This is a genomic window from Pseudoalteromonas sp. SCSIO 43095, from assembly GCF_023650455.1.
In the GTDB taxonomy this organism is placed as follows: domain Bacteria; phylum Pseudomonadota; class Gammaproteobacteria; order Enterobacterales; family Alteromonadaceae; genus Pseudoalteromonas; species Pseudoalteromonas tetraodonis.
This window is the reverse complement of sequence record NZ_CP087995.1, coordinates 150,976-177,933: the sequence shown is the minus strand read 5'-3', so window position 1 is coordinate 177,933 and position 26,958 is coordinate 150,976. Positions and strand designations below refer to the sequence as shown.

21 protein-coding genes are annotated in these 26,958 nt (G+C 41.3%); 13 read left to right on the top strand and 8 right to left on the bottom strand.

Translation table 11 applies throughout. From position 1 onward, the window contains the following. Positions 1–38: 38 nt before the first annotated feature. A complete protein-coding gene (gene metB / locus LOC50_RS00810) occupies positions 39–1,286 on the bottom strand; it encodes a cystathionine gamma-synthase (protein WP_250653444.1) in 1,248 nt (415 codons plus the stop codon). A gap of 198 nt (positions 1,287–1,484) precedes the next feature. On the opposite strand from metB, the gene metJ reads away from it, so the two are divergent. After that, a complete protein-coding gene (metJ, locus tag LOC50_RS00805) occupies positions 1,485–1,805 on the top strand; it encodes a met regulon transcriptional regulator MetJ (RefSeq protein WP_008115021.1) in 321 nt (106 codons plus the stop codon). A 68-nt stretch (positions 1,806–1,873) separates the two neighbouring features. Here metJ and LOC50_RS00800 read toward each other — a convergent pair whose 3' ends face one another. Then, on the bottom strand, positions 1,874–3,115 hold the full coding sequence (locus LOC50_RS00800; protein WP_013463901.1) for a malic enzyme-like NAD(P)-binding protein: 1,242 nt from the start codon (positions 3,113–3,115) through the stop codon (positions 1,874–1,876). A gap of 524 nt (positions 3,116–3,639) precedes the next feature. Continuing rightward, positions 3,640–3,855 carry a 50S ribosomal protein L31 gene (rpmE, locus tag LOC50_RS00795; protein WP_008115018.1) on the bottom strand — a complete coding sequence of 72 codons (216 nt, stop codon included), beginning with the start codon at positions 3,853–3,855 and terminating at the stop codon, positions 3,640–3,642. A gap of 230 nt (positions 3,856–4,085) precedes the next feature. Here rpmE and priA point away from each other — a divergent pair, with 230 nt between their 5' ends. The 5 genes from priA (at position 4,086) to LOC50_RS00770 (ending at position 9,197) form a co-directional block, all read left to right on the top strand. Beyond that, entirely contained in the window at positions 4,086–6,269 is a 2,184-nt protein-coding gene (priA, locus tag LOC50_RS00790) for a primosomal protein N' (RefSeq protein ID WP_250653443.1), read from the top strand. Between the two features lie 20 nt (positions 6,270–6,289). Continuing rightward, a complete protein-coding gene (locus LOC50_RS00785) occupies positions 6,290–6,817 on the top strand; it encodes an SPOR domain-containing protein (protein ID WP_028834485.1) in 528 nt (175 codons plus the stop codon). An 80-nt stretch (positions 6,818–6,897) separates the two neighbouring features. Continuing rightward, positions 6,898–7,416 carry an ATP-dependent protease subunit HslV gene (gene hslV, locus LOC50_RS00780; RefSeq protein WP_008115012.1) on the top strand — a complete coding sequence of 173 codons (519 nt, stop codon included), beginning with the start codon at positions 6,898–6,900 and terminating at the stop codon, positions 7,414–7,416. Between the two features lie 12 nt (positions 7,417–7,428). Then, positions 7,429–8,757 carry an ATP-dependent protease ATPase subunit HslU gene (gene hslU / locus LOC50_RS00775; protein WP_013463899.1) on the top strand — a complete coding sequence of 443 codons (1,329 nt, stop codon included), beginning with the start codon at positions 7,429–7,431 and terminating at the stop codon, positions 8,755–8,757. A 65-nt stretch (positions 8,758–8,822) separates the two neighbouring features. Continuing rightward, positions 8,823–9,197, top strand: coding sequence for a gamma-butyrobetaine hydroxylase family protein (locus LOC50_RS00770; RefSeq protein ID WP_036981078.1), 375 nt, complete (start codon positions 8,823–8,825; stop codon positions 9,195–9,197). A 70-nt stretch (positions 9,198–9,267) separates the two neighbouring features. Here the strand turns inward: LOC50_RS00770 and LOC50_RS00765 are convergent, their stop codons facing one another. Next, the gene (locus tag LOC50_RS00765; RefSeq protein WP_250653442.1) at positions 9,268–11,148 is read right to left on the bottom strand and encodes a methyl-accepting chemotaxis protein; all 1,881 of its coding nucleotides are present in this window, start codon (positions 11,146–11,148) and stop codon (positions 9,268–9,270) included. A gap of 427 nt (positions 11,149–11,575) precedes the next feature. Between LOC50_RS00765 and rraA the strand changes: the two genes are divergently transcribed. After that, positions 11,576–12,073 carry a ribonuclease E activity regulator RraA gene (rraA, locus tag LOC50_RS00760; protein WP_008115004.1) on the top strand — a complete coding sequence of 166 codons (498 nt, stop codon included), beginning with the start codon at positions 11,576–11,578 and terminating at the stop codon, positions 12,071–12,073. A 1-nt stretch (position 12,074) separates the two neighbouring features. Continuing rightward, positions 12,075–13,124, top strand: coding sequence for a formimidoylglutamase (locus LOC50_RS00755; RefSeq protein WP_250653441.1), 1,050 nt, complete (start codon positions 12,075–12,077; stop codon positions 13,122–13,124). Between the two features lie 6 nt (positions 13,125–13,130). Here the strand turns inward: LOC50_RS00755 and LOC50_RS00750 are convergent, their stop codons facing one another. Continuing rightward, the gene (locus LOC50_RS00750; protein ID WP_250653895.1) at positions 13,131–14,855 is read right to left on the bottom strand and encodes a GGDEF domain-containing phosphodiesterase; all 1,725 of its coding nucleotides are present in this window, start codon (positions 14,853–14,855) and stop codon (positions 13,131–13,133) included. Positions 14,856–14,914: 59 nt separating this feature from the next. Continuing rightward, positions 14,915–16,162, bottom strand: a complete 1,248-nt coding sequence (hutI, locus tag LOC50_RS00745) for an imidazolonepropionase (protein ID WP_250653440.1) — start codon at positions 16,160–16,162, stop codon at positions 14,915–14,917. Between the two features lie 110 nt (positions 16,163–16,272). Between hutI and hutC the strand changes: the two genes are divergently transcribed. From hutC to hutH, 3 genes are read left to right on the top strand one after another with little or no spacing between them, the layout of a single operon-like run. Then, positions 16,273–17,001 (top strand): histidine utilization transcriptional repressor HutC, encoded by a 729-nt coding sequence (gene hutC, locus LOC50_RS00740; RefSeq protein ID WP_096038897.1) that lies wholly within the window; start codon positions 16,273–16,275, stop codon positions 16,999–17,001. Positions 17,002–17,023: 22 nt separating this feature from the next. Next, on the top strand, positions 17,024–18,703 hold the full coding sequence (hutU, locus tag LOC50_RS00735; RefSeq protein WP_250653439.1) for a urocanate hydratase: 1,680 nt from the start codon (positions 17,024–17,026) through the stop codon (positions 18,701–18,703). Continuing rightward, entirely contained in the window at positions 18,700–20,232 is a 1,533-nt protein-coding gene (gene hutH / locus LOC50_RS00730) for a histidine ammonia-lyase (RefSeq protein WP_250653438.1), read from the top strand. The genes hutU and hutH overlap by 4 nt, the downstream gene beginning before the upstream one ends. On the opposite strand, the gene LOC50_RS00725 is transcribed toward hutH, so the two are convergent. Next, positions 20,229–20,999, bottom strand: coding sequence for a Rossmann-fold NAD(P)-binding domain-containing protein (locus LOC50_RS00725; protein WP_250653437.1), 771 nt, complete (start codon positions 20,997–20,999; stop codon positions 20,229–20,231). The two genes, hutH and LOC50_RS00725, sit on opposite strands and share 4 nt — an antisense overlap. A 614-nt stretch (positions 21,000–21,613) precedes the next feature. On the opposite strand from LOC50_RS00725, the gene secA reads away from it, so the two are divergent. Together secA and mutT are read left to right on the top strand one after the other, a co-directional pair. Further along, the gene (gene secA, locus LOC50_RS00720; RefSeq protein ID WP_036981064.1) at positions 21,614–24,322 is read left to right on the top strand and encodes a preprotein translocase subunit SecA; all 2,709 of its coding nucleotides are present in this window, start codon (positions 21,614–21,616) and stop codon (positions 24,320–24,322) included. A 70-nt stretch (positions 24,323–24,392) separates the two neighbouring features. Beyond that, a complete protein-coding gene (gene mutT, locus LOC50_RS00715; RefSeq protein ID WP_016899312.1) occupies positions 24,393–24,791 on the top strand; it encodes an 8-oxo-dGTP diphosphatase MutT in 399 nt (132 codons plus the stop codon). A gap of 84 nt (positions 24,792–24,875) precedes the next feature. Here mutT and LOC50_RS00710 read toward each other — a convergent pair whose 3' ends face one another. Beyond that, a complete protein-coding gene (locus LOC50_RS00710; RefSeq protein ID WP_250653436.1) occupies positions 24,876–26,948 on the bottom strand; it encodes a M13 family metallopeptidase in 2,073 nt (690 codons plus the stop codon). Positions 26,949–26,958: the final 10 nt, after the last annotated feature.

Sequence of the window (26,958 nt, the reverse complement as noted above, 5' to 3'; positions counted from 1 at the left end):
CTCGCATTTATGTTTTGTATTTTGAAGAATGGTATGCACTACCATAACGCCGGATGCGCCGCGTTTAACTTTGCTGAACCAAATGATTCACTAGCACCACTTTTTGCCGATAGGCCGGGATCGGCGTGCCCTGGGCGCACCAAATTAAATACCCTGTCTAAGTCAGCGAGTAAATCATTTACATCTTCAATACCCACCGAGATACGAATAAGCGTGTCGCCTACTCCGGCTTCTGCACGCGCGGTTGCGTCCATGCCGGCGTGGGTCATAGTCGCAGGGTGACAAATCAAACTTTCTACTCCACCTAATGATTCCGCTAAGCTAAATTCATTTAAGCGCGTTAAAAACGCTGCAGCATCGTTTATATCGCCTTTTATATCAAAACTAACCATAGCACCAAAGCCAAGCTGCTGCGCCTTAGCTAGCGCATGTTGAGGGTGTGATTCAAGACCTGGGTAGTAAACTTGGGCAACAAACTGGGAGCGTTCTAAATACTGTGCAATGGCGAGTGCATTTTCTTGGTGTTGCCTTAAACGCACGTTTAAAGTACGTAAGCCTCTGAGAGTTAAATAGCTATCAAATGGCGCGCCGGTGATGCCAATGTTATTTGCCCACCACGCTAACTCTTCACCTAACTCAGCAGTCGCTGCGATAACCGCGCCACCAACAACGTCTGAATGGCCATTGATATATTTTGTGGTTGAGTGCACCACAATATCAGCGCCAAACTTAATCGGGTTTTGTAATGCTGGCGATAAAAACGTGTTGTCGGCGGCAACCAGTGCACCACACTGTTTAGCTGTATCAGTTACTGCTTTAATATCTGTTAAGCGTAAAATAGGATTGCTAGGTGTTTCAATCCAAATCAGCTTAGGTTTAATAGCAAAGATGCGTGTCAAACTGTCGCTTTTGGTAAAATCGACCACTTCTAGTTTTAATAAGCCGCGCTTTTCTAGCGAAGTAAATAAGCGATAGCTGCCCCCATAACAGTCATGAGGGATCACTAACGTATCGTCACTATTAAGTAATTGTGTTGTTAGGTGAACGGCTGCCATGCCTGTTGCGGTAATAATGCCTTTAGCGCCACCTTCAAGCTCCGTGAGCGCCTCAGCCAAAATGTCACGATTAGGGTTACCACTGCGGCCATAATCATATTGGCGCTTTGTATCAAAGTCAGCAAATGAGTAAGTTGTTGATAAATAAAGCGGTGGAACAACCGCACCATGCTGTTTGTCGGCTTCTATTCCACTACGAACAGCAATTGTTGCCTTATTTTTTTCACTCATTTTCGCTACCTTTACTGGTTTGGATGTTTAGACGTCTAAAAGGTAGCGCATGCAATTTAAGATGTCAAAACATTTAAATGTCTAGATAGCTAAATAACTAGTATTTGACTATCTTTTTTAAACCGATAGAATTTCACGCATATTTACACGCTTTGATGCTGTGTGAGCAATTTATAATCTGAGGCAACGATACATCTTATGGCTAAATGGAATGGTGAATATATTCACCCATACGCAGAACACGGGAAAAAATCCGAACAAGTAAAGAAGATCACCGTTTCGATCCCGCTAAATGTATTAAAAGTATTAACTGATGAACGTACTCGTCGTCAAATAAACAACTTACGTCATGCAACAAATAGCGAGCTTTTATGCGAAGCGTTTTTGCATGCGTTTACCGGGCAACCGCTGCCTAATGATGATGATTTGCGTAAAGATAACGCAGAAAAAGTACCTGAAGAAGTGAAGAAAATAATGCAAGAAATGGGACTAGAAGTGCCTATTTTAAATGAAGACTAGAAGGGTCTTTATACAAAAAAACCTCAGCAAATGCTGAGGTTTTTTTTGCGCTAATTTACACGTAACAATTACGCCATGTAGTTTTCTGGCATATCAATTTGTGCAACACCAGAGTCTACCGCCGCCTGCGCAACCGCTTTAGCTATACGTGGTAACAAACGTGGATCCATTGGTTTTGGTATAATATATTTAGCACCAAACTCTAATTTGTCGATGCCTGCGGCAGTAAGCACTTCAGTCGGCACGGGCTCTTTAGCAATACTGCGAATTGCTTCCACAGCAGCAATTTTCATCTCGTCGTTTATTTCACTGGCACGTACATCTAACGCACCACGGAAAATAAACGGAAAACACAATACGTTATTAACTTGATTCGGATAATCAGAGCGACCTGTAGCCATAATTAAATCGTTACGTGCAGCGTGTGCTAATTGCGGATCGATTTCAGGATCGGGGTTTGAACAAGCAAATACCACGGGTCTATCAGCCATTAATTTTAAATCTTCAGGGGCTAATAAATTAGGGCCCGATACACCCACAAACACATCGGCATCTTCAATTACATCTTGTAAAGTACGTTTATCGGTATTGTTTGCAAATAATTGCTTATATTCATTCAAGTCATCACGACGCGTATGAATAACTCCTTTGCGATCTAACATATAAATATGTTCACGCAACGCGCCACACTTAATTAAAAGCTCCATACAGGCAACAGCTGCAGCGCCGGCACCTAAACATACAATAATTGCATCTTCAATTGCTTTGCCCTGTACTTCCAGCGCGTTTAGCATACCCGCAGCCGTTACAATAGCCGTACCATGCTGATCATCATGAAAAACAGGAATGCTACAACGCTCTATAAGCGCTTTTTCTATTTCAAAACACTCTGGCGCTTTAATATCTTCTAAATTAATTCCACCAAAGGTGTCGGCAATATTAGCCACCGTGTTAATAAAGTCTTCGGTAGTACGATGCTTAACTTCAATATCTATAGAGTCTAACCCTGCAAAACGCTTAAATAGTAGCGCTTTACCTTCCATAACGGGTTTTGAAGCGAGTGGACCTAAATTACCTAAGCCTAAAATTGCGGTGCCGTTAGTAATAACCGCAACCATATTTCCTTTACCAGTATATTTGTAGGCATTTGCTGGATCAGCGGCAATTTCACGAACAGGTTCTGCGACACCAGGGCTGTATGCGAGCGCGAGGTCTTTAACCGTCTCAGCGGGCTTGGTCAGCTCAATACTGATTTTACCTGGAACGGGATGGGCATGGTAATGTAGTGCTTGTTCACGAAAATCTGACATAACGCGATTATATCCTGCAATTTAAGTTAAAGTGAGAGGTAGTTTTAATCTACGATACCTTTATTATTTTTAAATTCCAAGCAATATCAGGTCTATCCTGTTATATGCTAGAACTGTTAATTTTAAGTGATTTATCAGCAACTTCCCTAGATTATCCTGACATTTTTAAAATATAAATTCGTCATAAAAATGAAAAACACAGGTACTTTTTGCCCTTGTTCTATTTTTATAAAGCGTATTTTTTAGTCTTAAATTAAAATAGTGAAATACCGAATTTTATTTAACTTTAAACACAAATAACCTCACGTTACCTGCATTTGAGTACCATCTTTAAAGTTTAACAAATAAAAATATAGAGAATATTGGCTGTTTTGTCTGCAAATGTTTATGCATACTCAGAATAAGAACAGGAAATAGTTATGCAAAAAAAATAAATACAAAATTGCTAAGAAAGCAGATAGGAAAGTAAATTTTGGCCACAAAAAAAGCACCCTAAGGTGCTTTTTTTACATAGAAACAAAAAATTATTTTTTGCTGCTAAGTGCACCGAAGCGCTTGTTGAAGCGATCAACACGGCCGCCAGTGTCTAAAATCTTTTGCTTACCAGTGTAAAACGGGTGACACGCAGAACATACGTCTAAGTGAATGTCTTTACACAGAGTAGAACGAGTTTCGAATTTGTTTCCGCATGAACAAGTTGCAGAAATTACTTCGTACTTAGGGTGAATACCTTCTTTCATAGGAACCTCTAGTTAAGGCCGCATCGCTCTCCAAACCCGAAGTCTGGCACCATACGTCGTTAAAACAAATTTATTGGTCGCGAATTTTATCCAACAACCCGCACGCACACAAGCTTTAATTACCCTTTTTGCTAAAAACTCGGCAAACACCTATTCATTACTGATTTGTCGGTAGGCTTTTAATGCTATTTTTAGTACATTAAACCATTACGTTAATTGGTTGAGTTGTTATGCATTTTGCTGAAGTTGCAATAAAAGTCCCCTTGCCTCGCACCTTTGATTATAAAGTGGATGAGCAATTAGTATCGCTGACTCAATTACAGCCCGGTATGCGCGCGTTAGTCCCTTTTGGCAATCAACGTAAAGTAGCGGTTATTCTTAGCTTAAAAGCGGATACAGCAGTCCCCGAAGGCAAAATAAAATCTATTATTGAAGTTATTGACGATTCACCGGTGTTATCTGCGCAGCATTTAGAGCTACTGAAGTTTACAGCGCGTTATTATTGCTATCCACTCGGTGAAACTATTCATATTGCATTGCCCAGTGCACTGCGCCAAGGTGAGTGCCCTGATAAAACCAGTATAAACATGGTGACATTAAGCGAAAAGGGGGCACTTTTACCGTCTTTAAAAGCTAAAACACAGCTTAATTTGCTTAAGCAATTATCAGCATCCGGTAAATCATCATTAACCGAACTCAAAGCCCTCGGGTTTAATAAAAAAACCATTGATACCCTTTTAGATAAAGAGCTAATAATTCAAACCATTGAACACGACAATCAATGGCAACATACCTCGCCAACGGTTGGCAGCAAACCTCGTTTGAATAAAGAGCAAGCCATTGCCTGCACTGCAATTAATCAAAGTACTGGGTTTAAGAGCTTTTTGCTAGAAGGTGTCACTGGCAGCGGAAAAACCGAAGTTTACCTACAATGCCTAGAAGAAGTATTAAAACGTGGCGAACAGGCGTTAGTGCTTGTTCCTGAAATAGGGCTAACGCCTCAAACGGTCAATCGTTTTAGACGTCGCTTTCCTGACACCCCTATTATGTTATGGCACTCGGCATTAACCGATAACGAACGTCTACAAACATGGCGCTTTTGTGAAAAAGGCAGTTGTGCCATTGTTATAGGCACCCGTTCGAGTATTTTTCTGCCATTTTTAAAGCTCGGGATGATTGTGGTTGATGAGGAGCATGATGCCTCATTTAAACAACAAGACACTTTACGCTATCATGCCCGTGATTTAGCTGCGTATCGTGCCTATCAGCATCAAATTCCACTTATTTTAGGTAGCGCCACGCCGGCATTAGAAACACTGCATAAAGCAATTAATAACAAATACCAGTTACTCACATTAAGTGAGCGCGCGCAAACCGCCACCGATAATCAGTTTAAGCTGCTCGACATGAAAGGTCAGCCTGATCGAGCCGGTATTGCGCATGCCAGTCTTGCAATAATGCGCCAGCACCTAAATAGAGGAAAGCAGGTGATGGTATTTTTAAATCGCCGTGGGTTTTCTCCTACCTTGATTTGTCATGAATGTGGTTGGTTGAGTGAATGTAGCCGATGCAGCACCAGTGCGACTTTCCATAAGGCAATAGGCCAAATGATTTGCCACCATTGTGGCGATCAATATCATGTACCGCATCAATGCCCTGACTGTGGTAGTACGCAAATATTTCCTAACGGCAAAGGCACCGAGCAAATAGAAGAGTTTTTAAGTAGTGAATTTGCAGACACCCCGATCAGCCGTATCGACCGTGACTCAACTCGGCGTAAAGGTAGCCTTGAAAAAGCACTGGATGAAATAAACCAAGGCGGCGCACGTATTTTAGTTGGTACGCAAATGCTGGCAAAAGGCCACCATTTTGCTGATGTTAGCCTAGTACTTATTTTAGATGTCGATAGTGGTTTGTATTCGTGTGACTTTAGGGCTACTGAGCATTTAGCACAATTAGTAACACAAGTTGCAGGACGCGCGGGACGTTCTGGCGAACCCGGTGAAGTATTATTACAAACGCACTTTCCTGAGCACCCCTTATTACAAGACTTAGTTAATAATGGCTATCAAGATTTTGCCCGCTTTGCACTCACTGAGCGAAGTGATGCACAGTTGCCACCTATTACGAGTATGGCAATTGTTCGCGCACAAGGGCATAACATAAAGCAAGTCGTCGACTTTCTAACGGATTTGGTTCCTGTCAATGGGGTATCTGGTATACAATTGCTCGGACCGATCCCCGCGCCTTTAGAAAAAATTGCGGGAATGTATCGTTTTCAATTACATATTCAAGCGCAAGATCGACGCATACTACATCAGTATCTCGCGCAAATGGTTGATTATCTCAGCACTAGCAAACTTGCACAAAAAGTTCGCTGGAGTTTAGACGTAGACCCTACAGACATGATTTAGGTAAGGCCACATATAACACCATGGCACAGCACGATTATATTAATAAAAAACCAAAAAATAGAAAAAACACTAAACAAGAACCGGCAAAAAAACCCTTCCCGTTTTTGTTAATCATTATTGCCTTGTTACTAGTTGGTGGTTTTGCATACGGACTCTGGTTTGTTAAAAACAATGCCGACCCAGAGCTTGTTGAAAAGCAAGCAAATCCAACACCCGAAAAACAAGTAGAAATAGCTAAACCGCGGCCACCTAAATTTATTAAAGAAATTAAAGAGCATGAGATTCAGGTTGAAGTAAAAGAACTTGAACAAAAAGGTCCTTATGTCATGCAATGTGGTTCATTTAGAACCCATCAGCAAGCTGAAACCTTAAAAGCTAAAATAGCGTTTGCAGGATTAATTTCAGAAATCAAAAAAACCACAGGCAGCAATGGTATTTGGTACAAAGTGCGTTTAGGGCCTTATGAAACCAAGCGTCATGCAGAAAGTGACAAGAACAAACTTAAACGAATTAATATTGTCGGCTGCGGAATTTGGGGCTGGACTTGAATTTAAACCATTCACCCATATAACCTCTTCATAATCGATTTTTACGCGCTGCCCCTTGCAGCGCGATGATGAGGAATAACATGACTACAATCGTAAGTGTACGCCGTGATGACAAAGTTGTTATTGGTGGTGATGGCCAAGTATCTCTTGGTAACACAGTAATGAAGGGCAATGCCCGAAAAGTTCGACGTCTTTATAATGGCAAAGTTATCGCTGGGTTTGCTGGCGGCACTGCTGATGCCTTTACTCTTTTCGAACGTTTTGAAAGCAAACTAGAAATGCACCAAGGTAACCTCACTAAAGCGGCTGTAGAAATGGCTAAAGATTGGCGTAGCGATCGTGCCCTGCGTAAACTTGAAGCTTTACTTGCTGTTGCTGATGAAACAGCTTCGCTAATTATTACCGGCAACGGTGACGTGGTGCAACCAGAAAACGACCTAATCGCAATTGGCAGCGGCGGTAACTTTGCGCAATCAGCTGCAACCGCCTTATTAGAAAATACCGACTTAAGTGCTCGTGAAATTGTAGAGAAAAGTCTAACAATTGCTGGCAACATCTGTGTATTTACGAATAACTTCCAAACTATCGAAGAATTGTAATAGGAACTCGCTATGTCTGATATGACCCCAAGAGAAATTGTTCATGAGCTAGACCAACATATTATTGGCCAAGCTAAAGCGAAAAAAGCGGTTGCTATTGCCCTTCGTAATCGCTGGCGCCGTATGCAGTTAAACGAAGACTTACGCGCAGAAGTAACGCCAAAAAACATCTTAATGATTGGCCCTACGGGTGTAGGTAAAACTGAGATTGCTCGTCGTTTAGCAAAGCTTGCCAACGCACCTTTTATTAAAGTTGAAGCCACTAAATTTACAGAAGTAGGTTATGTCGGCAAAGAAGTTGAAACTATCATCCGTGATTTAGTTGATGTTTCAATTAAAATGACACGAGAGCAACAAACTAAAAAGTTCAAACATCGCGCTGAAGAAGCGGCTGAAGAACGTATTTTAGATGTATTACTGCCTCCAGCGAAAGATCAATACGGTGAAGTTCAGCGCGATGAAAATTCATCGACACGCCAATCGTTTCGTAAAAAGTTACGCGAAGGCCAATTAGATGACAAAGAAATTGATATTGATTTAGCCCAAGCTCAACCTAATATTGAAATTATGGCTCCTCCTGGTATGGAAGAAATGACCAACCAGTTACAGGGAATGTTTCAAAACATGGGTGGTGATAAACGCACTAAGCGTAAGCTTAAAATTAAAGAAGCGTTTAAGTTACTTACTGAAGAAGAAGCCGGTAAACTGGTTAATCCTGAAGAATTAAAAGAACAGGCCATTTTTGCAGTAGAGCAAAACGGCATTGTGTTTATTGATGAAATAGACAAAATTTGTAAACGTGGTGAAGCCTCTGGCCCAGATGTAAGTCGTGAAGGTGTACAACGTGATTTACTTCCGCTTATTGAAGGCTCTACCGTTAATACCAAGCACGGCATGGTAAAAACTGACCACATGTTGTTTATTGCCTCAGGCGCATTCCAAATGTCTAAACCATCAGACATGATCCCTGAGTTACAAGGCCGTTTACCTATTCGTGTTGAACTTGAAGCACTCACAGCCGATGACTTTAAACGTATATTAACTGAGCCACACGCGTCACTTACTGAGCAACAACGCGAGCTACTCAAAACAGAACAAGTCGCTATTGAATTTAGCGACGACGCAATTGAGCGTATTGCTAAGGCAGCATGGCAAGTAAACGAAAAAACCGAAAATATCGGTGCGCGTCGCCTTCATACAGTTATGGAAAGGCTAATGGAAGAGATTTCATATGACGCTTCTGAAAAAGCGGGTTCAAGCCTTGTTATTGATGCCGCCTACGTTGAAAAACACTTAGGTGCGCTAGTTGAAGATGAAGACTTAAGTCGTTTTATTCTTTAATTGAAAACACAAACAGTTATACTAAAAGCCTCCAATATGGAGGCTTTTTTGTAAGCGAGATGACGATGAAACAAGTTACAAAAGTGCACTATCATAGTGTGAGTAAAAATTTAGATGTTTATTTTGATGATAACTCTGAAGTTATATTTAGCGCTGAATTTTTACGGGTACACTCTCCCTCAGCAGAGGTTCAAGGCCATGGAACTGAGCCTATGAAGTTAGTACTAAATAAACAAGCAGTGGGAATTAAAACCATTACGCCAGTAGGGCATTACGCGTTACGTTTAGAGTTTGACGATGGCCATAATAGCGGGCTGTTCAGCTGGCAATATTTTGCTAAGTTACAAGCTGAACAAACGAGCTTATGGGATACGTATTTAGAACGTGTTAAACAACATGAAAACAACAAAGACAGCGTACCCATAAAGTTTGTCCCCTAGTATTTAGTCTGAACTTATACTCTGTGAATGAGAAAAAAGCGGCAATTAAGCCACTTTTTTCTGTTAGTAGTTAAACCTTATATTTTGAAATTGCTTGATGAAGTACCCTTGCTTGCTCAGAGACCTCTTCACTGGTTTGCGCATTAGTTTGTGAGTGAGCCGCAGCCCCCTCTGCAATATCTCGAATACGGACCACGTTTTTATTTACCTCAGAAGCCACCTGACTTTGCTCATCAATAGCAGTAGCAATATGTGTACTCATTTCCATAATAGTTTGCACATCAATGGTAATTGATCCTAGCAGCTCACCCGCTTTTGTTGCTTGTGTAGCACTTTCGCCACCTTGAGTACGACATTGGTGCATGATACTCACAACTTCTTGAGTACGCTGTTGTAGGGTATTAATAATGCCTTCTATTTCGCTGGTTGACTCCTGCGTACGCTGTGCAAGTGAGCGCACTTCATCTGCAACAACCGCAAAGCCACGACCTTGTTCACCCGCTCTCGCCGCTTCAATGGCAGCATTTAAAGCAAGTAAATTAGTTTGCTCTGCAATCGCACGTATCACATCAAGCACAGAACCTATGGTTTCACCATCTTTTTCTAGCTGAGACACCACGCTGGAAGCTTTACCAAGTGAATCAGATAAGGCATTAATATGCTTAATGGTTGACTCAACTTCAACCTGACCTTGCTGGGCGCTTACATTGGTCGATTCAGCTTTTTTAGCGGCGGCTTCAGTATTGTGTGAAATATCTTGAATCGTTGCCTGCATTTCTGTAGCAGCGGTTGCTACCATATCCGCTTCATGTAATTGCTCTTGCATACCAGAGCTAGTCGCTGAGGTTGTTTCAGATAGATTCTCTGTTGCTATATTAAGCGTTGTTAGAGCCGTATTTACTTCATAGATGAGATCTTTAAAGTCACTAATTAAACTATTAAAGTCTATGGTCATCCTCGTTACTTCACCTTTCCCTTTGTGCTCTATGAATAAGCTTAAGTCATTGTTTCGTCTGATCTGATCTATTGTTTGATAAACTTTTTCAATAGGCTGGATAATTGAACGACTGGTTAAGTACACAAGTAGCATAACGATGATACCTGCAATTATAAATATGACTATTGCTAATAATTGCGCCTGCTGCGCCGTTTCAGTTACTTGCTGTTTAGTCGCATTAGTGATCAAAGTAACCACTTCATCACTTTTCTTGACGCTTATTCTCATTTTCCCTAGGGCACCCGAATCTAAATCGACGCCTAATTCCACCTGCGCCTCTACCAATGCAGTAAATTTATTTTGGTAGTTGGTCATTAACGAGACCAATTGATTGCGTAAATTATTAGGTAGCTCTGCAGCATTTACTTGTTGTTTTAACTCGCTTGCTAATTTATTAAATCGATCTAAATACTTGGTATCTAAACGTAACATAAAATCTTTTTCAGCTCGGCGTAGCTGTAGCATAGTGGTGAGTAATTGGTAATTATTTTGCTCACTAAGCAATGTTTCTATTTTATGAACTGCTTCTCGCAGCTCGCCATATAAAGCGTCTTTTGGGTGCAACCCGATTTTACGCTGTAGTTTTACAACATTTTGAAAGTCGTCATAGTACTGTTGGGCTAACGTAGAAAATTGATTGACCTGAGCCGTAGCAATATTTAAATCTGCAGATAAAACAGATAGCTTTTCTAGTTTAAATTGTAGTTTTTTATATTCTTGTGCAAATAGCTCTAAACTAGACTCATCTTTGTAAAACAAAAAGTCTTTTTCGTATTTACGCATCGAAAGCTCATGCACATCTAGCTCTTCAGCGTACTGAATAGTTTCATTTAATTTAAGCATAATACGTGCTTCATAAATGATGATGCACAGCATAACAATCATGGCTAAGCCAACGATTAATGCATTAAATTGTAAACGACGTTTAATCGTTAGATTCTGTAAAAAGTTCATTGTAAATACCTAAATTAAATTTGCCAGTTCAGTATAACGTGATGCTTTCTTGTATTAACATAATTTTGTTACATGAAATAAACAATAATGCCTATCATTAAAAACCATAAAAAAGGGCTACCAGTAAAATTTAACCATTTACAAACTCCCTTTATACAAATGGACAATATAATCATCGGCCTGATCACAGTATTATTTAATTTTAACAGTCTCGCCAATCAGAACTTAAATCTCTCGCACTTATAAGCGCTCAGTCCATAGCTTAAAAAAATTTATTTATAAAGATGACAATTTTATTAAAAAATTATGAGTCGTGTTATTGATTTAGTTCTATTTCTGGCTAAATTTACTGCAATTAAGTCGTTGTTATTGAATATAAGGAGGGTATACTAAGTTACTAACTTATGTATCTTTTGAGGATAAAATAATGGATTACAGCACTTCTGATTTATGTGACCATTTCGCTGATGTGGTTGACGTGCTTGAACCTATGTTCATCAACTTTGGTGGTCGACACAGTTTTGGTGGCCGCATTAAAACGGTAAAATGTTTTGAAAATAATGAACTGATCCGTCAATTGCTTTCTCAAGATGGTACAGATCAGATTTTACTTATTGATGGTGGAGGCTCCACTCGCAGAGCCTTAATTGATATTGAACTGGCTGAGCTGGCACTTGAAAACAATTGGCAAGGTATTATTGTATATGGTGCACTGCGCCATGTTGATGAACTTGAAGAACTGGATTTAGGAATTCAAGCCATTGGATCAATTCCGGTTGCAGCTGACAGTGAAGGCGCGGGTGAAAGCGGCATAGGCGTTAACTTTGCGGGTGTATCATTTTTCGATGATGATTTTGTTTATGCCGACAGTACAGGTATTGTACTTTCTGCTGAAGAATTAGAGCTAGAAATAATAGAGCTGTAGCGTGACAGCACACCTTAAAGTATATAACGAAAGCACGCTCAAGCGCATTTGTTCTAACCGTGCAGGTGAACAAAAAGCGTGGCAGTCAATGGCATTACTTGACGCAAACGTTAATATACAACAAGCGCTTACTGATGCTGCACAGTTTGGTATGCGCTTTGTTTTACTGGGCGTTTGCGAAGACATTGGACCTAGAGCCAATTTAGGTAAAGGCGGAGCACAGCATGCTTGGCCCGCTTTTTTACAACACTTTTTAAACCAACCTCACAATCACGCTATTGCCATGCAAAAAGTGTTACTCCTTGGCGAAGTAAACCTTGATGACTTAATGGAACAAGCACACCCGCTTGATAACCAAAATCCTCTCGATTTAGACCAATTACGTCAGTTGTGCGCTGAGATTGATGTGCGGGTTGAAGCAATTTTAAGCATGATTTTTAAAGCCGGTCTTGAACCCATCATTATTGGTGGCGGACATAACAACTGCTTAGGTATTATTCGCTCGCTTGCAAAATATAAAAACAGCGTAATTAACGCCATTAATTTAGACCCCCATGCCGACTTTAGAGAGTGTGAAGGCAGACACAGTGGCAATGGTTTTCACTACGCCTATCAAGAGCAGCACCTTAACAGTTACCATGTAATTGGCTTACATGAGCTTAAAAATAATCAACAAATTTTTAATGCGATGCAAAGTGCAAAATTTAGTTTCACCAGCTATCAAGCGATTAATGTTAGGCGAGAAATAAGTTTAACGGAGGCAACTAACAATGCACTAAACGCATTTGATAACGCACCGTTAGGAATAGAAGTTGATTTAGATAGCCTAACCAACATGCCTGCAAGCGCATTTAATTATTGCGGTTTTGATGTTAGCGATGGCGAGCATTATGTTTATTTAGCTGCAAGTAATCATCACAGTGCTTATTTACATTTATGCGAAGCAGCACCGTCGCAACATCCTCACTCTCTTGCTGCGGGTAAATTACAATGTGGTCAAGTTATCAGCGCCTTAGTAAATACCTACCTGCAAACAAAGCAAAAAATCTAATCTTCCCTAGTCTTCTTGTGCCTGTAACCACTGTTTAAACCAACTCATTAACCCTAAGCTACTTAAAGGGTGTCCGAAGTAGTAGCCTTGTGAGGCATAAGCTTTCAAACTTTTCACAAATTTAAGTTGGTCCAGTGTTTCAACACCTTCAAAAATCACTTTTGTTTGTTGCTGATTATGCATTTCTACCATGCCGCTTACTAAGCTGCGTATATTATTTTGATTACTAAAGTCAGCAGTTAAGGCCGGAGATACCTTAATATACTCCACCGCTAAACTTGGTAATTTAGACAGTAATACGGGGTTATCTCCCAAGCCATCAACGCATACTTTTAAACCTAAACTGTTAAGCCTTGCGATCATGGCTCTGCCTTTATCATCTAGGCTGGTAAAAACATGAAGCGGACATTCAATAATTAAATCGCCTGGTCTTAGTTGATACTCACCAATTACTCCGTAAACAAAATCAACAAACTCTTCATTGAGCATTTCTGGGCCAAATAAATTAACACTCAAAGGCACCGACATCCCTTCCATACGAAGTGCCATGGCTAATTCGCCAGCACGGTCTATAACAAAGGTAGCCAGTGAATAACCAAGCCCTGCAATTCTAATATCATTTATAAATCGGCTTGCCGATAAGGTGCCTTGCGTGGGGTGTTGCCAACGCAATAACAATTCTAAAAATTCAATTTGGCCATCGCCGTTGCGAATAACGGGTTGAAAAAACAGCTCAAACTCATCAGCAAAGCTGATATTCGCAAGCTCTGTTAATCGCGCTTGTTGCTCTAAATGCTCAACCGTCATTTGTTGATGATAAGCCACTATTTGTTTGCTTGGCTGACTATCAAGTGCCAAGTAAGCATGACTAATTAAATCATCAAAGTTCGTACTTTGTTGATCGCAATGAACATAACTGGCTCTTACCTTTACTTCAATAGTGCAATTTGCCACGTTAAAGGGCTTTAATGTAGCGCCAATAATTTGCTTGATAAGCTGTTGATGTAAATGATTATGGCTTTGTAGAACACAAATAAACGCGAAATTTAACCCGCCTAAATGCGCTAATTTAGCGTGCGGAGCAAGGAACAACACTTCATCACTGTCTAGTAAGTCTTTTATTCGATTTGCCGACTGCGACAACAATAAGTCACCAAAATCTCGTCCAATATGTTGATTTACCTGCGCAAACCCCTCTAGCCTTAATACAATAAGTGCGGCTCTGAATGAACCTTCATTGGTAAGCTCATTATACTTTTGACGTAACTGTTGTTTATCGGGGAAGCTGGCTAAAGGTGAGTTTTCAACATACACCTCAGGCTCGGTTTGTGGCTTTAAAGGCGTAGTAGTTTTAGGCTCATTATCAGCTAAAAAACCACTGACTGAGAGCAGTAAAATAGCCATGAGCAACCACGCTAAATGCAGCGTAAAAAAGAGATACCCTATTAACAATAAAGCAAGTAATGCGCTTGCACAGGCACTGATAAGAAGTGGTTTTTTTTGCTTTTGTAACTTCGCTTGATATAAATTAAAACCAAAACCTAGCGCTAGTAAAATAGCGAGCCAGGGTATTGCGCTACTCACCATAGCTAAGCCAATGAGCCCAGTACATAAAAAGCTGAGTCTCATTACGTTACTTTTAACGGTTAATAGCGTGGCAACCATTGCCATTAAAAGTGCACCACTTAAAAAAATAGCTAAATTGATGTAGCTAAATAACGTTCCATCCATAGCTGACGTACTCACTGACATTAAATAAAACATAGGTTTAAGAGTTAATTTTATACAAACTAGCTAAGTTTACCCAATATCCATAGATTTAACAGTTTATTTACCCCAAACTGATAACTTAATTGTGCAGGATGGTCAATTTGCCAATGAGCTATATCTGCGCGAGCGCCAACTTTTAACACCCCTCTATCAGTAAAACCTAAAGCACGAGCCGCATGTGCTGTTACGCCAGTTAATGCCTGCTCTGGGGTGAAATTAAATAAGGTACAGGCCATATTCATCATTAATTGCAACGAACATAAGGGTGATGTGCCGGGATTAAAGTCACTGGCGATCGCAATGGGTACTTTGTATTTATTTAACAGTTCAATTGGTGGGTATTTCGTTTCTTTTAAAAAATAAAAAGCCCCAGGCAGTAATACCGCCACAGTGCCTGCGTTTGCCATAGCTTTAACGCCTGCTTCATCAAGGTATTCTAAATGATCAGCCGACAGGCCATTGTATTGTGCTACCAGCGCTGCACCGTGTTGATTTGATAATTGCTCGGCATGACACTTGATTGCCAAACCCTGTTTTTTAGCTGCATCAAATACGCGTTGAGTTTGTGCGTAGCTAAAGCCAATGTCTTCACAAAATACGTCAACTGCATCCACTAGGTCATGTTCAACAAGCGTGCTTAGCATTTCATTGCATACTAAATCTATGTAATCATCACTGCGGTTTTTAAACTCCAAAGGTAGTGCATGCGCCCCTAAAAAGGTGTTAACTACGTCAATAGGATGATGTTGATTTAACAGCCTAGCCACCTCCAATATTTTTTTCTCATTGTCTATATCAAGCCCATACCCTGACTTAATTTCAACCGTTGTCACCCCTTCAGCTAACAATGCATTTAAACGCTCTTTTGTTGCTACAAATAACTGTTCGTGGTCAGCCTCTCGGGTTGCTTTAACTGTACTTGCTATTCCCCCGCCCTGCGCTGCTATTTGCTGATAGCTCACGCCCTGCAAACGCTGCTCAAACTCTTGCGCACGAGAACCAGCAAACACTAAATGTGTATGGCAATCAATTAAGCCTGGGGTTAACCACTGCCCTTTTACACTTAATATCGGGGTGGCTAACACATCAAAATTAGGTAAATCAGCTTGCTTACCTAGCCACACTATTTTGCCATTTTTAATAGCTAGCGCCGCATTTTCTATTGCCCCATAAGGCGCATCAATATTGCTATCCATAGTGGCAATGTTGGCATCTGTGAGCAATAAATCGATATCATTTAACTGTTCTGTAGATTCTGTGGCTTGCATAAGTTTCTCCGCGATAATGTTCAAACAAGTTTAACAACACATCTTGTATATACAAGGTAATTATGCCATCTTATTAAGTATTGTTTATTTTTAATACATCAAAAGCGTCTATGCCAACACCTAAATTTACACAAATAAAACAGTTTATTGTGGACAAAATACGTAGTGGGCTTTGGCTTGAAAACCAACGCGTGCCCTCAGAAAATGAACTGGCAAAGCAGTTTGCGGTAAGTAGAATGACCGCACGTCGAGCGTTAAGTGAGCTAACTGATACAGGCATTTTAACCCGTAGCCAAGGGCTGGGTACTTTTGTCGCAAGCTTTAAGTCGCAATCATCATTACTCGAAATAAAAAACATTGCACATGAAGTCAAAGAGCGAAACGGAAACTACAGCTGCACAGTACAGGTGTTGGAATCAATCAATGCCGTGGCGCCAATTGCTATTGCTTTAGGTGTTGAGGTAGATAGTGTGGTGTATAGAAGTGTCATTATTCATAACGAAAACGACAGTCCCTTGCAAGTTGAAGAACGCTTTGTAAACCCGTTACTTGCCAAGGATTATTTACAACAAGATTTTACCGCTCTCACCCCACACGAATACCTATCAACGGTTGCCCCTTTAACACAAGCAAGGCACACCGTAGAGGCTATTACACCAAGTAGTGAAATGTGCCAATGGCTTAACCTGTATAACGAAGAGCCATGCTTACAAGTAATACGCCGCACTTGGTCGGTTAACGGGATTGTTAGCTTTGCACGACTTATATCGCCGGGTAGTAAGTACCGCTTGGGCGGACAATTAACATTTAAAAACAATAATAAAGCCCATAACGCTTAACACTATTTAACAGGAGTGAACAATGGATCATCGACTGGACACACAACGTGAAATACGCGCACAGCATGGTAATCAAATATCTACTAAAAGCTGGCAAACCGAAGCAGCTAAACGCATGCTAATGAATAATTTAGACCCTGATGTTGCCGAGCACCCTCAAGCTTTGGTGGTGTACGGCGGGATTGGCCGTGCAGCCCGTGATTGGCCAAGCTATGACAAAATAATTGAGACGCTTGAGCGCCTTGAAGATGACGAAACCTTATTGGTGCAATCAGGTAAACCAGTGGGGGTATTTAAAACTCATAGCAATGCACCGCGGGTATTAATTGCAAATTCTAACCTTGTTCCGCACTGGGCTAACTGGGAACACTTTAACGAGTTAGATAAGAAAGGCTTGATGATGTACGGCCAAATGACCGCTGGCTCTTGGATTTATATTGGTTCTCAAGGAATTGTTCAAGGCACTTACGAAACCTTTGTAGCTATGGCAAAACAACATTTCTCAGGCGATGCCAAAGGTAAGTGGGTGTTAACAGGTGGCCTGGGAGGAATGGGCGGTGCACAACCATTAGCTGCAACCATGGCTGGCTTTAGTGCCTTAGTGGTGGAATGTGATGAAAGCCGTATCGATTTTCGAATAAAAACAGGATACGTCGATGTAAAAGCGACAGATCTTGAGCATGCATTAAAATTAATAACCGATGCCTGTGTCAAAGGTGAAGCGCTTTCTGTGGGTTTACTCGGTAACGCGGCTGATGTTTTTAGTACCTTAGTAAAAAGTGGTATTACTCCCGATATAGTCACCGATCAAACCTCAGCCCATGATCCGCTTAACGGCTACCTACCACAAGGTTGGAGTATGGAGCATGCAGAAAAAATGCGAATCGATAATCCACAAGCAGTAGTCAAAGCGGCCAAACAGTCAATGGCTGTTCAAGTAACAGCGATGTTGGCACTGCAAGATGCGGGCGCAGCAACTACTGACTATGGCAATAATATTCGCCAAATGGCGCTCGAAGAAGGCGTAGCAAATGCATTTAATTTCCCTGGATTTGTGCCTGCTTATATTCGTCCATTATTTTGTGAAGGGATTGGTCCGTTTAGGTGGGTAGCACTATCTGGCGATCCTGAAGATATTTACAAAACAGACGCAAAAGTAAAAGAGCTAATTCCTGATGATAAGCATTTGCATAATTGGCTTGATATGGCGCGTGAGCGAATTCAATTTCAAGGCTTGCCTGCACGTATTTGTTGGGTCGGTTTAAAAGATAGAGCGCGCCTTGCTGTTGCCTTTAACGATATGGTTAAAAGCGGTGAGCTTAAAGCGCCGGTAGTTATTGGACGAGATCATCTCGACTCAGGCTCAGTTGCCAGTCCTAACCGTGAAACTGAAAGTATGAAAGATGGCTCCGACGCGGTCTCCGATTGGCCACTATTAAATGCCCTGCTTAATACCGCAGGCGGTGCTACTTGGGTATCGCTTCATCATGGCGGTGGTGTAGGCATGGGGTTTAGCCAGCACTCAGGCGTAGTGATTGTTGCCGATGGTACCGATGAAGCAGAGCAGCGTCTTGCTCGAGTATTATGGAACGATCCCGCGACCGGTGTAATGCGCCATGCTGATGCGGGTTATGAAATTGCAAAAAACTGTGCGCAACAGCAGCAGCTAGACTTACCAATGCTTAATGAGGACAAGTCATGATTTCATATACACTCAAACCGGGTCAGCTTGACTTAAACACGCTAAGAAAAATTAACAAATCAGCCATACACTTAACTCTGGCCAATGATGCACAGGCGCAAATAGCAGCCAGTGCCCAAACAGTACAAAACGTGATAAACGAACATCGCACTGTATATGGTATTAATACTGGCTTTGGGTTATTGGCCAATACTAAAATCGCTGACGATGAACTCGAACTATTACAACGCAGTATCGTGCTTTCACACGCCGCAGGTATTGGTGAGTTAATGGATGACAGCACCGTTAGGTTGATGATCACGCTAAAAATAAACTCCTTATCGCGCGGTTATTCTGGCATTCGTTTAGCTGTGCTTGAGTTTTTTATGCAGCTGCTTAAAAGTGAAGTTTACCCTTGCGTGCCTAAAAAGGGCTCAGTGGGCGCATCGGGCGATTTAGCACCGCTTGCGCATATGTGTTTGCCTTTATTAGGTGAAGGGCAAATGCGTTACCAAGGTGAGCTGATAAGTGCTGCACAAGGACTCAACATTGCAGGGCTTGAGCCACTAACATTAGCTGCAAAAGAAGGCTTAGCATTATTAAATGGCACGCAAGCCTCTACTGCATTTGCACTTCAGGGATTATTTAGAGCCGAAGACTTGTACGCACAAAGCTGTGTAATTGGCTCTATCAGTATAGAAGCGGCCATGGGCAGTCGCGCACCATTTGATGCTCGTATTCATGAGGTTCGTGGTCAACAAGGGCAAATTGATACCGCGCATGTATTTAGAGAATTACTCGATACGCACTCACAAATTAGTGACTCACATATTAATTGTGAAAAAGTACAAGACCCATATTGCCTGCGCTGCCAGCCGCAAGTTCTTGGTGCATGTTTAACCCAAATACGCCAAGCCGCCGAAGTATTACTTTGTGAATCAAACGGGGTAACCGATAACCCTCTCGTATTTGCCGATATAGGGGATATTATTTCAGGCGGAAACTTTCATGCTGAGCCCGTTGCTATGGCCGCTGATAACCTGGCGATTGCTATTGCTGAAATTGGCGCCTTAGCTGAGCGGCGTATTGCTCTATTGATTGACTCTAATTTATCTAAATTACCGCCATTTTTAGTAAAAAACGGTGGGGTAAATTCAGGATTTATGATTGCTCAAGTCACCGCAGCTGCTCTCGCCTCTGAAAACAAATCCTTAGCACACCCTGCCTCGGTAGATAGCTTACCGACTTCAGCAAATCAGGAAGACCATGTTTCTATGGCAACGTTTGCAGCACGACGACTGGTTGATATGGCTAATAATACGCAAGGCGTGTTAGCCGTTGAGTGGCTAAGTGCTTCTCAAGGGCTAGAGTTTAGAAAGCCACTACGCGCGTGTGATAAAGTAGAAAGTGCCAAAGCACTGCTACGCCAACATGTTAGCTATTACGACAAAGACCGGTATTTTGCTCCCGATATTGAAGCGGCCAACACGCTACTAAATGAAGGTAAATTGTGTGACTTCATAAGCCACTCCCCCTTACCTTCTTATTAAATACCATACTGATAACTAAAACCCAGTGCTTCTATCGCTGAGCCAATAACTTTGCGCTCAGCGACCTCATTACTACTAAAGTTTGGCATTTGTGTGCCATACAGCTCACACTTTTGTGCATAATAATCTTCTTTGGTCGGGTGCGCTGGGTTCACCACATTATAAATGCTCTGTCCTTGCGACCAGTTATTAAGGACCGCATAAATAGCATTGATCACATCTTGTTGATGCACCATATTCACTACTTGCTGACTAGAGGTATTGAGTTCTTTACCCGCCACAAAACGACCAGGCTCTCTATTTGGCCCCAACAATCCAGCTAAGCGAAGCACTTTACCTTGCTGTTCAAGCACTTGCTCTTCGGCGTCATACAGCTTTATTTGTCGCTCGTTAGTGCCTGATATATCGCTGCTTTCACTATAAACGCCAGGTTCTTGGTCATATACCCCAGTCGATGAGCACAATAAAAAGCCTTTGCAATTAAGCTCAGTTGCCAGCTTTAACGCCTGCTCAAGCACTTGCGGATAATCACTTTGACTATCTCGACTGCGAGGCGGGATTGCACAGACCCAATACGCATTTTGTAAATCCACTTGGTGCTGCAACTCGCCGTTTTGTAAAACAAACTGACGTTCAAAATCAAATTGATGAGTGTCACTTCGATGAGTCCCCTGCACTTGCCAACCTTGTTTTTGTGCATCAATACATAAGGCTTGGCCAAGCCAGCCAGCGCCAAGAACGACTAAATTATCTTTGTTGGTTTGCACTTTATTTACCCTTATTAAAACTCAATCAACGCGTTTTATAGCGATAAAAAATATAATTCTTTATGCGACTAAAAATAATATTAGCAAACGCTGGTTGCAGAAGATATTTACACACGCTTTTTTTCAATTAGTAATCTCTTTAATGATACCGCAACCATTCATTACATGTAGATAAAGCGTATGACTTAAGTGACTTACCGAGAGTAATATATAAAACGATTGCTCAATTTAAGCTTTAAAAAACGATGGCTGCTAACAAGGCGTTTAAGGGTGAAATTTAAGCGCTTTGCTCTTGTTTTTAATTTATTCAGCACCATATCTTTAGGGTCTGTTTATCTGCAGTTTTAATCAAGTTTCGTTACATAACGCTATTTTTATGAGCGAGATCTCATTTTTCTGTTTTAAATGAAGATCTTTTTATTGAGGTAGTTTGATGTTTAGCAGAGTCTGGTATAGTAGCGCAGGTAATAAACAGTGCTTTTTAAGCAGCTTAATACAAAATTGCTAATTAATGTGTCCTAAAGGTTAATTTAAAGAATACATTAATTATCAATTGTAAAAAATGGGTTAGCCGATGCACGGCTAGCAAAAAAACACATTGTAACGGTTTTATCATGATATCTAATTTATTTACCAAGATTTTTGGTAGTCGCAATGACCGCACTATTAAAAACCTAAGAAAGACGGTCGCACTGATCAATGCACTTGAAACGCAGCTAGAAGCGCTTTCAGATGAAGATTTAAAAGCTAAAACAGCCGAGTTTAGAGAGCGTTACAATAACGGACAAAGCTTAGGCGATATTCTACCAGAAGCATTTGCAGTGGTACGTGAAGCATCAAAACGTGTAAACGGTATGCGTCATTTCGACGTGCAGTTATTAGGTGGTATGGTTTTACACCAAGGTCGTATCGCAGAAATGCGTACCGGTGAAGGTAAAACACTCACAGCGACACTGCCGGCTTATTTAAATGGTTTAACAGGTAAAGGTGTTCATGTCATTACCGTGAATGACTACTTGGCCAAACGTGATGCTGAAACCAATCGCCCATTATTTGAATTTTTAGGGTTAACCGTAGGCTGTAATGTTCCGGGCATGATGCCGCAACAGAAAAAACAAGCTTATGCAGCTGACATCACTTACGGTACCAATAACGAATTTGGTTTTGATTACCTGCGTGACAATATGGCATTTAGTATTGATGAGCGCGTACAACGCCCATTATTTTATGCTGTAGTGGATGAAGTGGATTCAATCCTTATTGATGAAGCACGTACGCCACTGATTATTTCTGGTCCCGCTGAAGATAGCTCTGAGCTATACACTGAAATTAATACCATTGTTCCTCTACTTGAATTACAAGAAAAAGAAGACGAGGAAGGAATTGAAGGTGATGGCGATTTCACAATCGATGAAAAATCTAAGCAAGTTCATCTTACTGAGCGTGGGCAAATAAAAGTAGAAGAGTTACTTACCGAGCGCGGCCTAATTGAAGAAGGTGACTCACTGTATTCAGCAGCGAACATCACGCTACTTAGCCACGTTTATGCAGCTCTTCGTGCGCACAAGCTTTACCAAAAAGATGTTGACTACGTTATTAAAGAAAACGAAGTCATCATTATTGATGAGCATACAGGTCGCTCTATGGAAGGACGTCGTTGGTCAGAAGGTTTACACCAAGCTGTAGAGGCAAAAGAAGGTGTGAAAATTCAAAACGAGAACCAAACGTTAGCTTCTATTACGTTCCAAAATTACTTCCGCTTGTACGAAACGCTAGCAGGTATGACAGGCACAGCCGACACAGAAGCGTTTGAGTTTCAGTCTATCTACGGTTTAGACACTGTGGTTATGCCAACCAATAAACCAATGATCCGCGATGATCGCGCTGATTTAGTTTACTTAACGCAGGAAGAAAAGTACGAAGCGATTTTAGCAGACATTAAAGACTGTCAAGAACGTGGTCAGCCGGTACTTGTAGGTACTATATCAATTGAAAGCTCTGAGTACTTATCGCAGTTTTTACGCAAAGAAAAAATTAAGCACAATGTACTTAATGCTAAATTCCACGCACAAGAAGCAGACATTGTTTCTGATGCGGGCTTACCTGGTACAGTTACGATTGCCACTAACATGGCCGGTCGTGGTACCGATATCGTACTTGGTGGTAACTGGAACAGCGAAGTTGAAAAACTTGAGAACCCAACTGACGAACAAATTGCTGAAATAAAAGCAGCATGGAAAACTCGCCATGATGCGGTAATTGATGCTGGCGGCTTACACATTATTGGTACTGAGCGTCATGAATCACGTCGTATTGATAACCAATTACGTGGCCGTGCTGGTCGTCAGGGTGATGCCGGCTCTAGCCGTTTTTACCTATCTATGGACGATGCGTTAATGCGTATTTTTGCCGGTGAGCGCATGACTAACATGATGCGTAAACTAGGTATGCAACGCGGTGAAGCGATTGAACATCCATGGGTTAACCGCGCAATCGAAAACGCTCAGCGTAAAGTAGAAGCACGTAACTTTGATGTTCGTAAACAGCTACTTGAGTACGATGATGTAGCAAACGACCAACGTCGTGTTGTTTACTCTCAACGTAACGAATTGCTTGAAGAAGGTGATATTTCAGAAACGATTACCGCTATCCGTGGTGATGTGCTCGCGGGTGTGATTGATCAATACATTGCCCCACAAAGCTTGGCTGAAATGTGGGATATACCAGGGCTTGAAGAGCGCTTAAAACAAGACTTCTTGATTGAGTTGCCTATCGCGCAATGGCTAGCTGATGACAATAAACTATACGAAGAGAAACTTCGTGAGCGTATTGAAGAAGCGGTTGAACAAGCTTACAAGCAAAAAGAAGAAATGGTTGGCGATTCTGTACTACGTCAGTTTGAAAAAGCCATTATGCTTCAAAGTCTTGACCAACATTGGAAAGACCATCTTGCTGCAATGGATCACTTACGCCAAGGTATTCACTTACGTGGTTATGCACAAAAGAACCCTAAGCAAGAGTACAAACGTGAGTCGTTTGAATTGTTCTCTGAAATGCTAGAAAACTTAAAAGTCGATGTCGTCGGTATTTTAAGTAAAGTGCAAGTTCGCGCTGAAGAAGATGTTGAAAAAGTAGAAGAGCAACACCGTAAAAGTGAAAATGCCCCTCGCGAATATCAACATGAAGAAGCAGAGCATGTAGGTGGTGAAGCACCACAAAGCGCTCAGGTTATGGCGCGTAGCGAGCCAAAAGTGGGTCGTAACGATCCATGTCCATGTGGTTCAGGTCAAAAATACAAACAATGTTGTGGTAAATTAAAATAACACCACTTTGTTACGTTAGATAAAAAGCGACGCTTGCGTCGCTTTTTTTATGCTATTTAAGGGAGAGGTAATGACTAAAGTAATCATCAATGTTGCTGTGGGTGTAATTAAAAAAAATAACAATGTGTTTATTTGTAAACGTGCAGATGAACAGCACCAAGGTGGCTTATGGGAATTTCCAGGCGGAAAAGTGGAAGCCGGAGAAAGTGTTTTTCAAGCACTGAAGCGCGAATTATTTGAAGAAGTAGGACTGACTATTCATAGCTCAAGCGAACTTGTCACTATAGAGCATGACTATGGCGATAAATGCGTACGACTTAATGTGCACGTGGTCAGTAACTTTAATGGTCAAGCTCATGGCGCAGAAGGGCAACCAAGCGAATGGGTAAGTATAGACGAACTTGATAACTATGATTTTCCTGCAGCCAATGTCGAGATTATCAGCGCCATAAAAACGAAATATAGCTAAGTATATAAGTAACTAAAAAGCCAGTGAGCATCATGCTCACTGGCTTTTTATTTTTCGATTAGTTTAAGCTAATTTTAGCTTAAATTACCAAATTTTTACGCGATCTTCAGGCTTGATATACATTTTGTCGCCCTCTTTAACATCAAACGCTTGGTAAAATTCCGGCATGTTCGACAAAATACCAATCACGCGATAATGACTCGGTGAATGTGAATCGGTCATTAAACGATTGCGCAATGCCTCATCACGGTATTTACGACGCCAAATTTGCGACCAGCCCATAAAGAAGCGTTGGTCGCCCGTATAGCCTTCAATAATGGGCGCTTTAGAATCACCCAGCGATAATTGATACGCTTTATAAGCGACGGTTAAGCCGCCTAAATCACCAATGTTTTCACCCAGTGTCAGCTCACCATTAACGCTGGCATCTTCAAACGGTTTATATTGATTATACTGCGCAACTAAGGCTGCACTTCGCTGTTCAAACTGCTTAAGGTCTGACTCGCTCCACCAATTACGTAAATTGCCATCACCGTCGTATTTTGCACCTTGGTCATCAAAGCCATGGCCTAACTCATGGCCAATAACCGCACCAATAGCACCATAGTTAACCGCATCATCTGCTTCTAAATTAAAGAAAGGAGGCTGCAGAATCGCCGCAGGGAATACTATTTCGTTATTCACTGGGTTGTAGTAAGCATTCACCGTTTGTGGCGTCATATGCCACTCAGAGCGATCAACTGGCTTACCTAATTTAGCAATCATATCTGCATAAGCCCACTCACTGTAGCGAATATAGTTACCTACTAGCTCATCGGGGTTAATCGCTAAATCTGAATAATCTTTCCATTTATCTGGGTAACCAATTTTAGGCGTAAACTTATCCAGCTTTTCTTGCGCCGCAACTTTTGTTTCAGGGCTCATCCACTCAAGGTTTTCAATTGCCACTGAATAGCCTTTAATCACGTTATCAACTAATTCTTCCATGCGCGCTTTCGCTTCTGGCGGGAAGTTTTCTTTAACGTAGACTTTACCTAAAATTTCACCCAGTACACTGTTTGAAGCATCAACGGCTTGCTTCCAAAGTGGTGCTTGCTCTTCAACACCGCGTAACGTGGTGCTGTAAAAATTAAACTTTAAATCCACTAAGTCTTTATTTAGCAACTGCGCGTAATTACTAACAAAATGAAATTTTAAGTAGTTTTGCCAAACCGATAAGTCTGTATTTTTGAAAATGTCTGCAAATTTTTCAAAGTAACTCGGTTGGCTCACAATCAGTTCTTCGGCATCAACACCAACTGCCTCAAAGTAAGCACTTAAATCAAATTCACCCATTAGCTCGTTAGCTGCAGCTACTGACATTTTATTATATGATTTTGTTGCATCACGACTTTGTACCCGACTCCACTGTGCATCAGCAAGTGTCGTTTCAAGGGCAAGTATCGCTTTGGCTGCATCAGCGGCATTATTAACGCCAGCTTTAGCTAAAATATCGGTAATATAGGTTTGATATGCCGCGCGAATTTTTGTGAATTTTTCATCATCTTTTAAATAATAATCACGGTCAGGTAAACCAAGTCCCGCTTGATAGGCATAAAGCGCATTTTCACTTGAGTTTTTAGCATCATTATTAACATACCAGCCAAAAGGAAGATCTCCGCCTTTAACTTGTAGCTGTGCCATCAGTGTGACCAACGCGGCTTTATCTTTTACTGTATCAATGCTTTTAATAGCCGGCTCAAGTGGTAACATCCCTAACTCTTCACGAGCATTTTCAGCCATGTAGCTAGTATAAAACGCGCCGATCTTATATTCATCCGAACCTGGCTTTGCGCTGCTATTGGTACTGGCGTTTTCTAGCACTGTTTTCATTGCCTTTTGCGATTCATCATATAACTGTGAGAACGACCCATAGTTTGACTTATCGCTAGGGATTTCAGTTTTTTCTAACCATTTACCGTTTACGTGATAGTAAAAATCATCCTGTGCACGAACACTTTTATCGATATTTTGTAAATCAACACCTAAGGCGCCAGGGGTTGCCACCGGTGCGGTTACTGTTGTTGCTTCTGCTTGCATTTCTTGTGGCTTTTCGCCGCAACCAACCAAACCTAACGCCAATGCAATACTGGCGGCAGTCATTGTTATTTTTTTCATAAGAATTCCG

Coding starts and splice junctions, on each gene's coding strand:
- metB (WP_250653444.1), bottom strand. CDS start 1,286: ATGAGTGAAAAAAATAAGGCAACAATTGCTGTTCGTAGTGGAATAGAA.
- metJ (WP_008115021.1), top strand. CDS start 1,485: ATGGCTAAATGGAATGGTGAATATATTCACCCATACGCAGAACACGGG.
- LOC50_RS00800 (WP_013463901.1), bottom strand. CDS start 3,115: ATGTCAGATTTTCGTGAACAAGCACTACATTACCATGCCCATCCCGTT.
- rpmE (WP_008115018.1), bottom strand. CDS start 3,855: ATGAAAGAAGGTATTCACCCTAAGTACGAAGTAATTTCTGCAACTTGT.
- priA (WP_250653443.1), top strand. CDS start 4,086: ATGCATTTTGCTGAAGTTGCAATAAAAGTCCCCTTGCCTCGCACCTTT.
- LOC50_RS00785 (WP_028834485.1), top strand. CDS start 6,290: ATGGCACAGCACGATTATATTAATAAAAAACCAAAAAATAGAAAAAAC.
- hslV (WP_008115012.1), top strand. CDS start 6,898: ATGACTACAATCGTAAGTGTACGCCGTGATGACAAAGTTGTTATTGGT.
- hslU (WP_013463899.1), top strand. CDS start 7,429: ATGTCTGATATGACCCCAAGAGAAATTGTTCATGAGCTAGACCAACAT.
- LOC50_RS00770 (WP_036981078.1), top strand. CDS start 8,823: ATGAAACAAGTTACAAAAGTGCACTATCATAGTGTGAGTAAAAATTTA.
- LOC50_RS00765 (WP_250653442.1), bottom strand. CDS start 11,148: ATGAACTTTTTACAGAATCTAACGATTAAACGTCGTTTACAATTTAAT.
- rraA (WP_008115004.1), top strand. CDS start 11,576: ATGGATTACAGCACTTCTGATTTATGTGACCATTTCGCTGATGTGGTT.
- LOC50_RS00750 (WP_250653895.1), bottom strand. CDS start 14,855: ATGGATGGAACGTTATTTAGCTACATCAATTTAGCTATTTTTTTAAGT.
- hutI (WP_250653440.1), bottom strand. CDS start 16,162: ATGCAAGCCACAGAATCTACAGAACAGTTAAATGATATCGATTTATTG.
- hutC (WP_096038897.1), top strand. CDS start 16,273: ATGCCAACACCTAAATTTACACAAATAAAACAGTTTATTGTGGACAAA.
- hutU (WP_250653439.1), top strand. CDS start 17,024: ATGGATCATCGACTGGACACACAACGTGAAATACGCGCACAGCATGGT.
- hutH (WP_250653438.1), top strand. CDS start 18,700: ATGATTTCATATACACTCAAACCGGGTCAGCTTGACTTAAACACGCTA.
- secA (WP_036981064.1), top strand. CDS start 21,614: ATGATATCTAATTTATTTACCAAGATTTTTGGTAGTCGCAATGACCGC.
- mutT (WP_016899312.1), top strand. CDS start 24,393: ATGACTAAAGTAATCATCAATGTTGCTGTGGGTGTAATTAAAAAAAAT.
- LOC50_RS00710 (WP_250653436.1), bottom strand. CDS start 26,948: ATGAAAAAAATAACAATGACTGCCGCCAGTATTGCATTGGCGTTAGGT.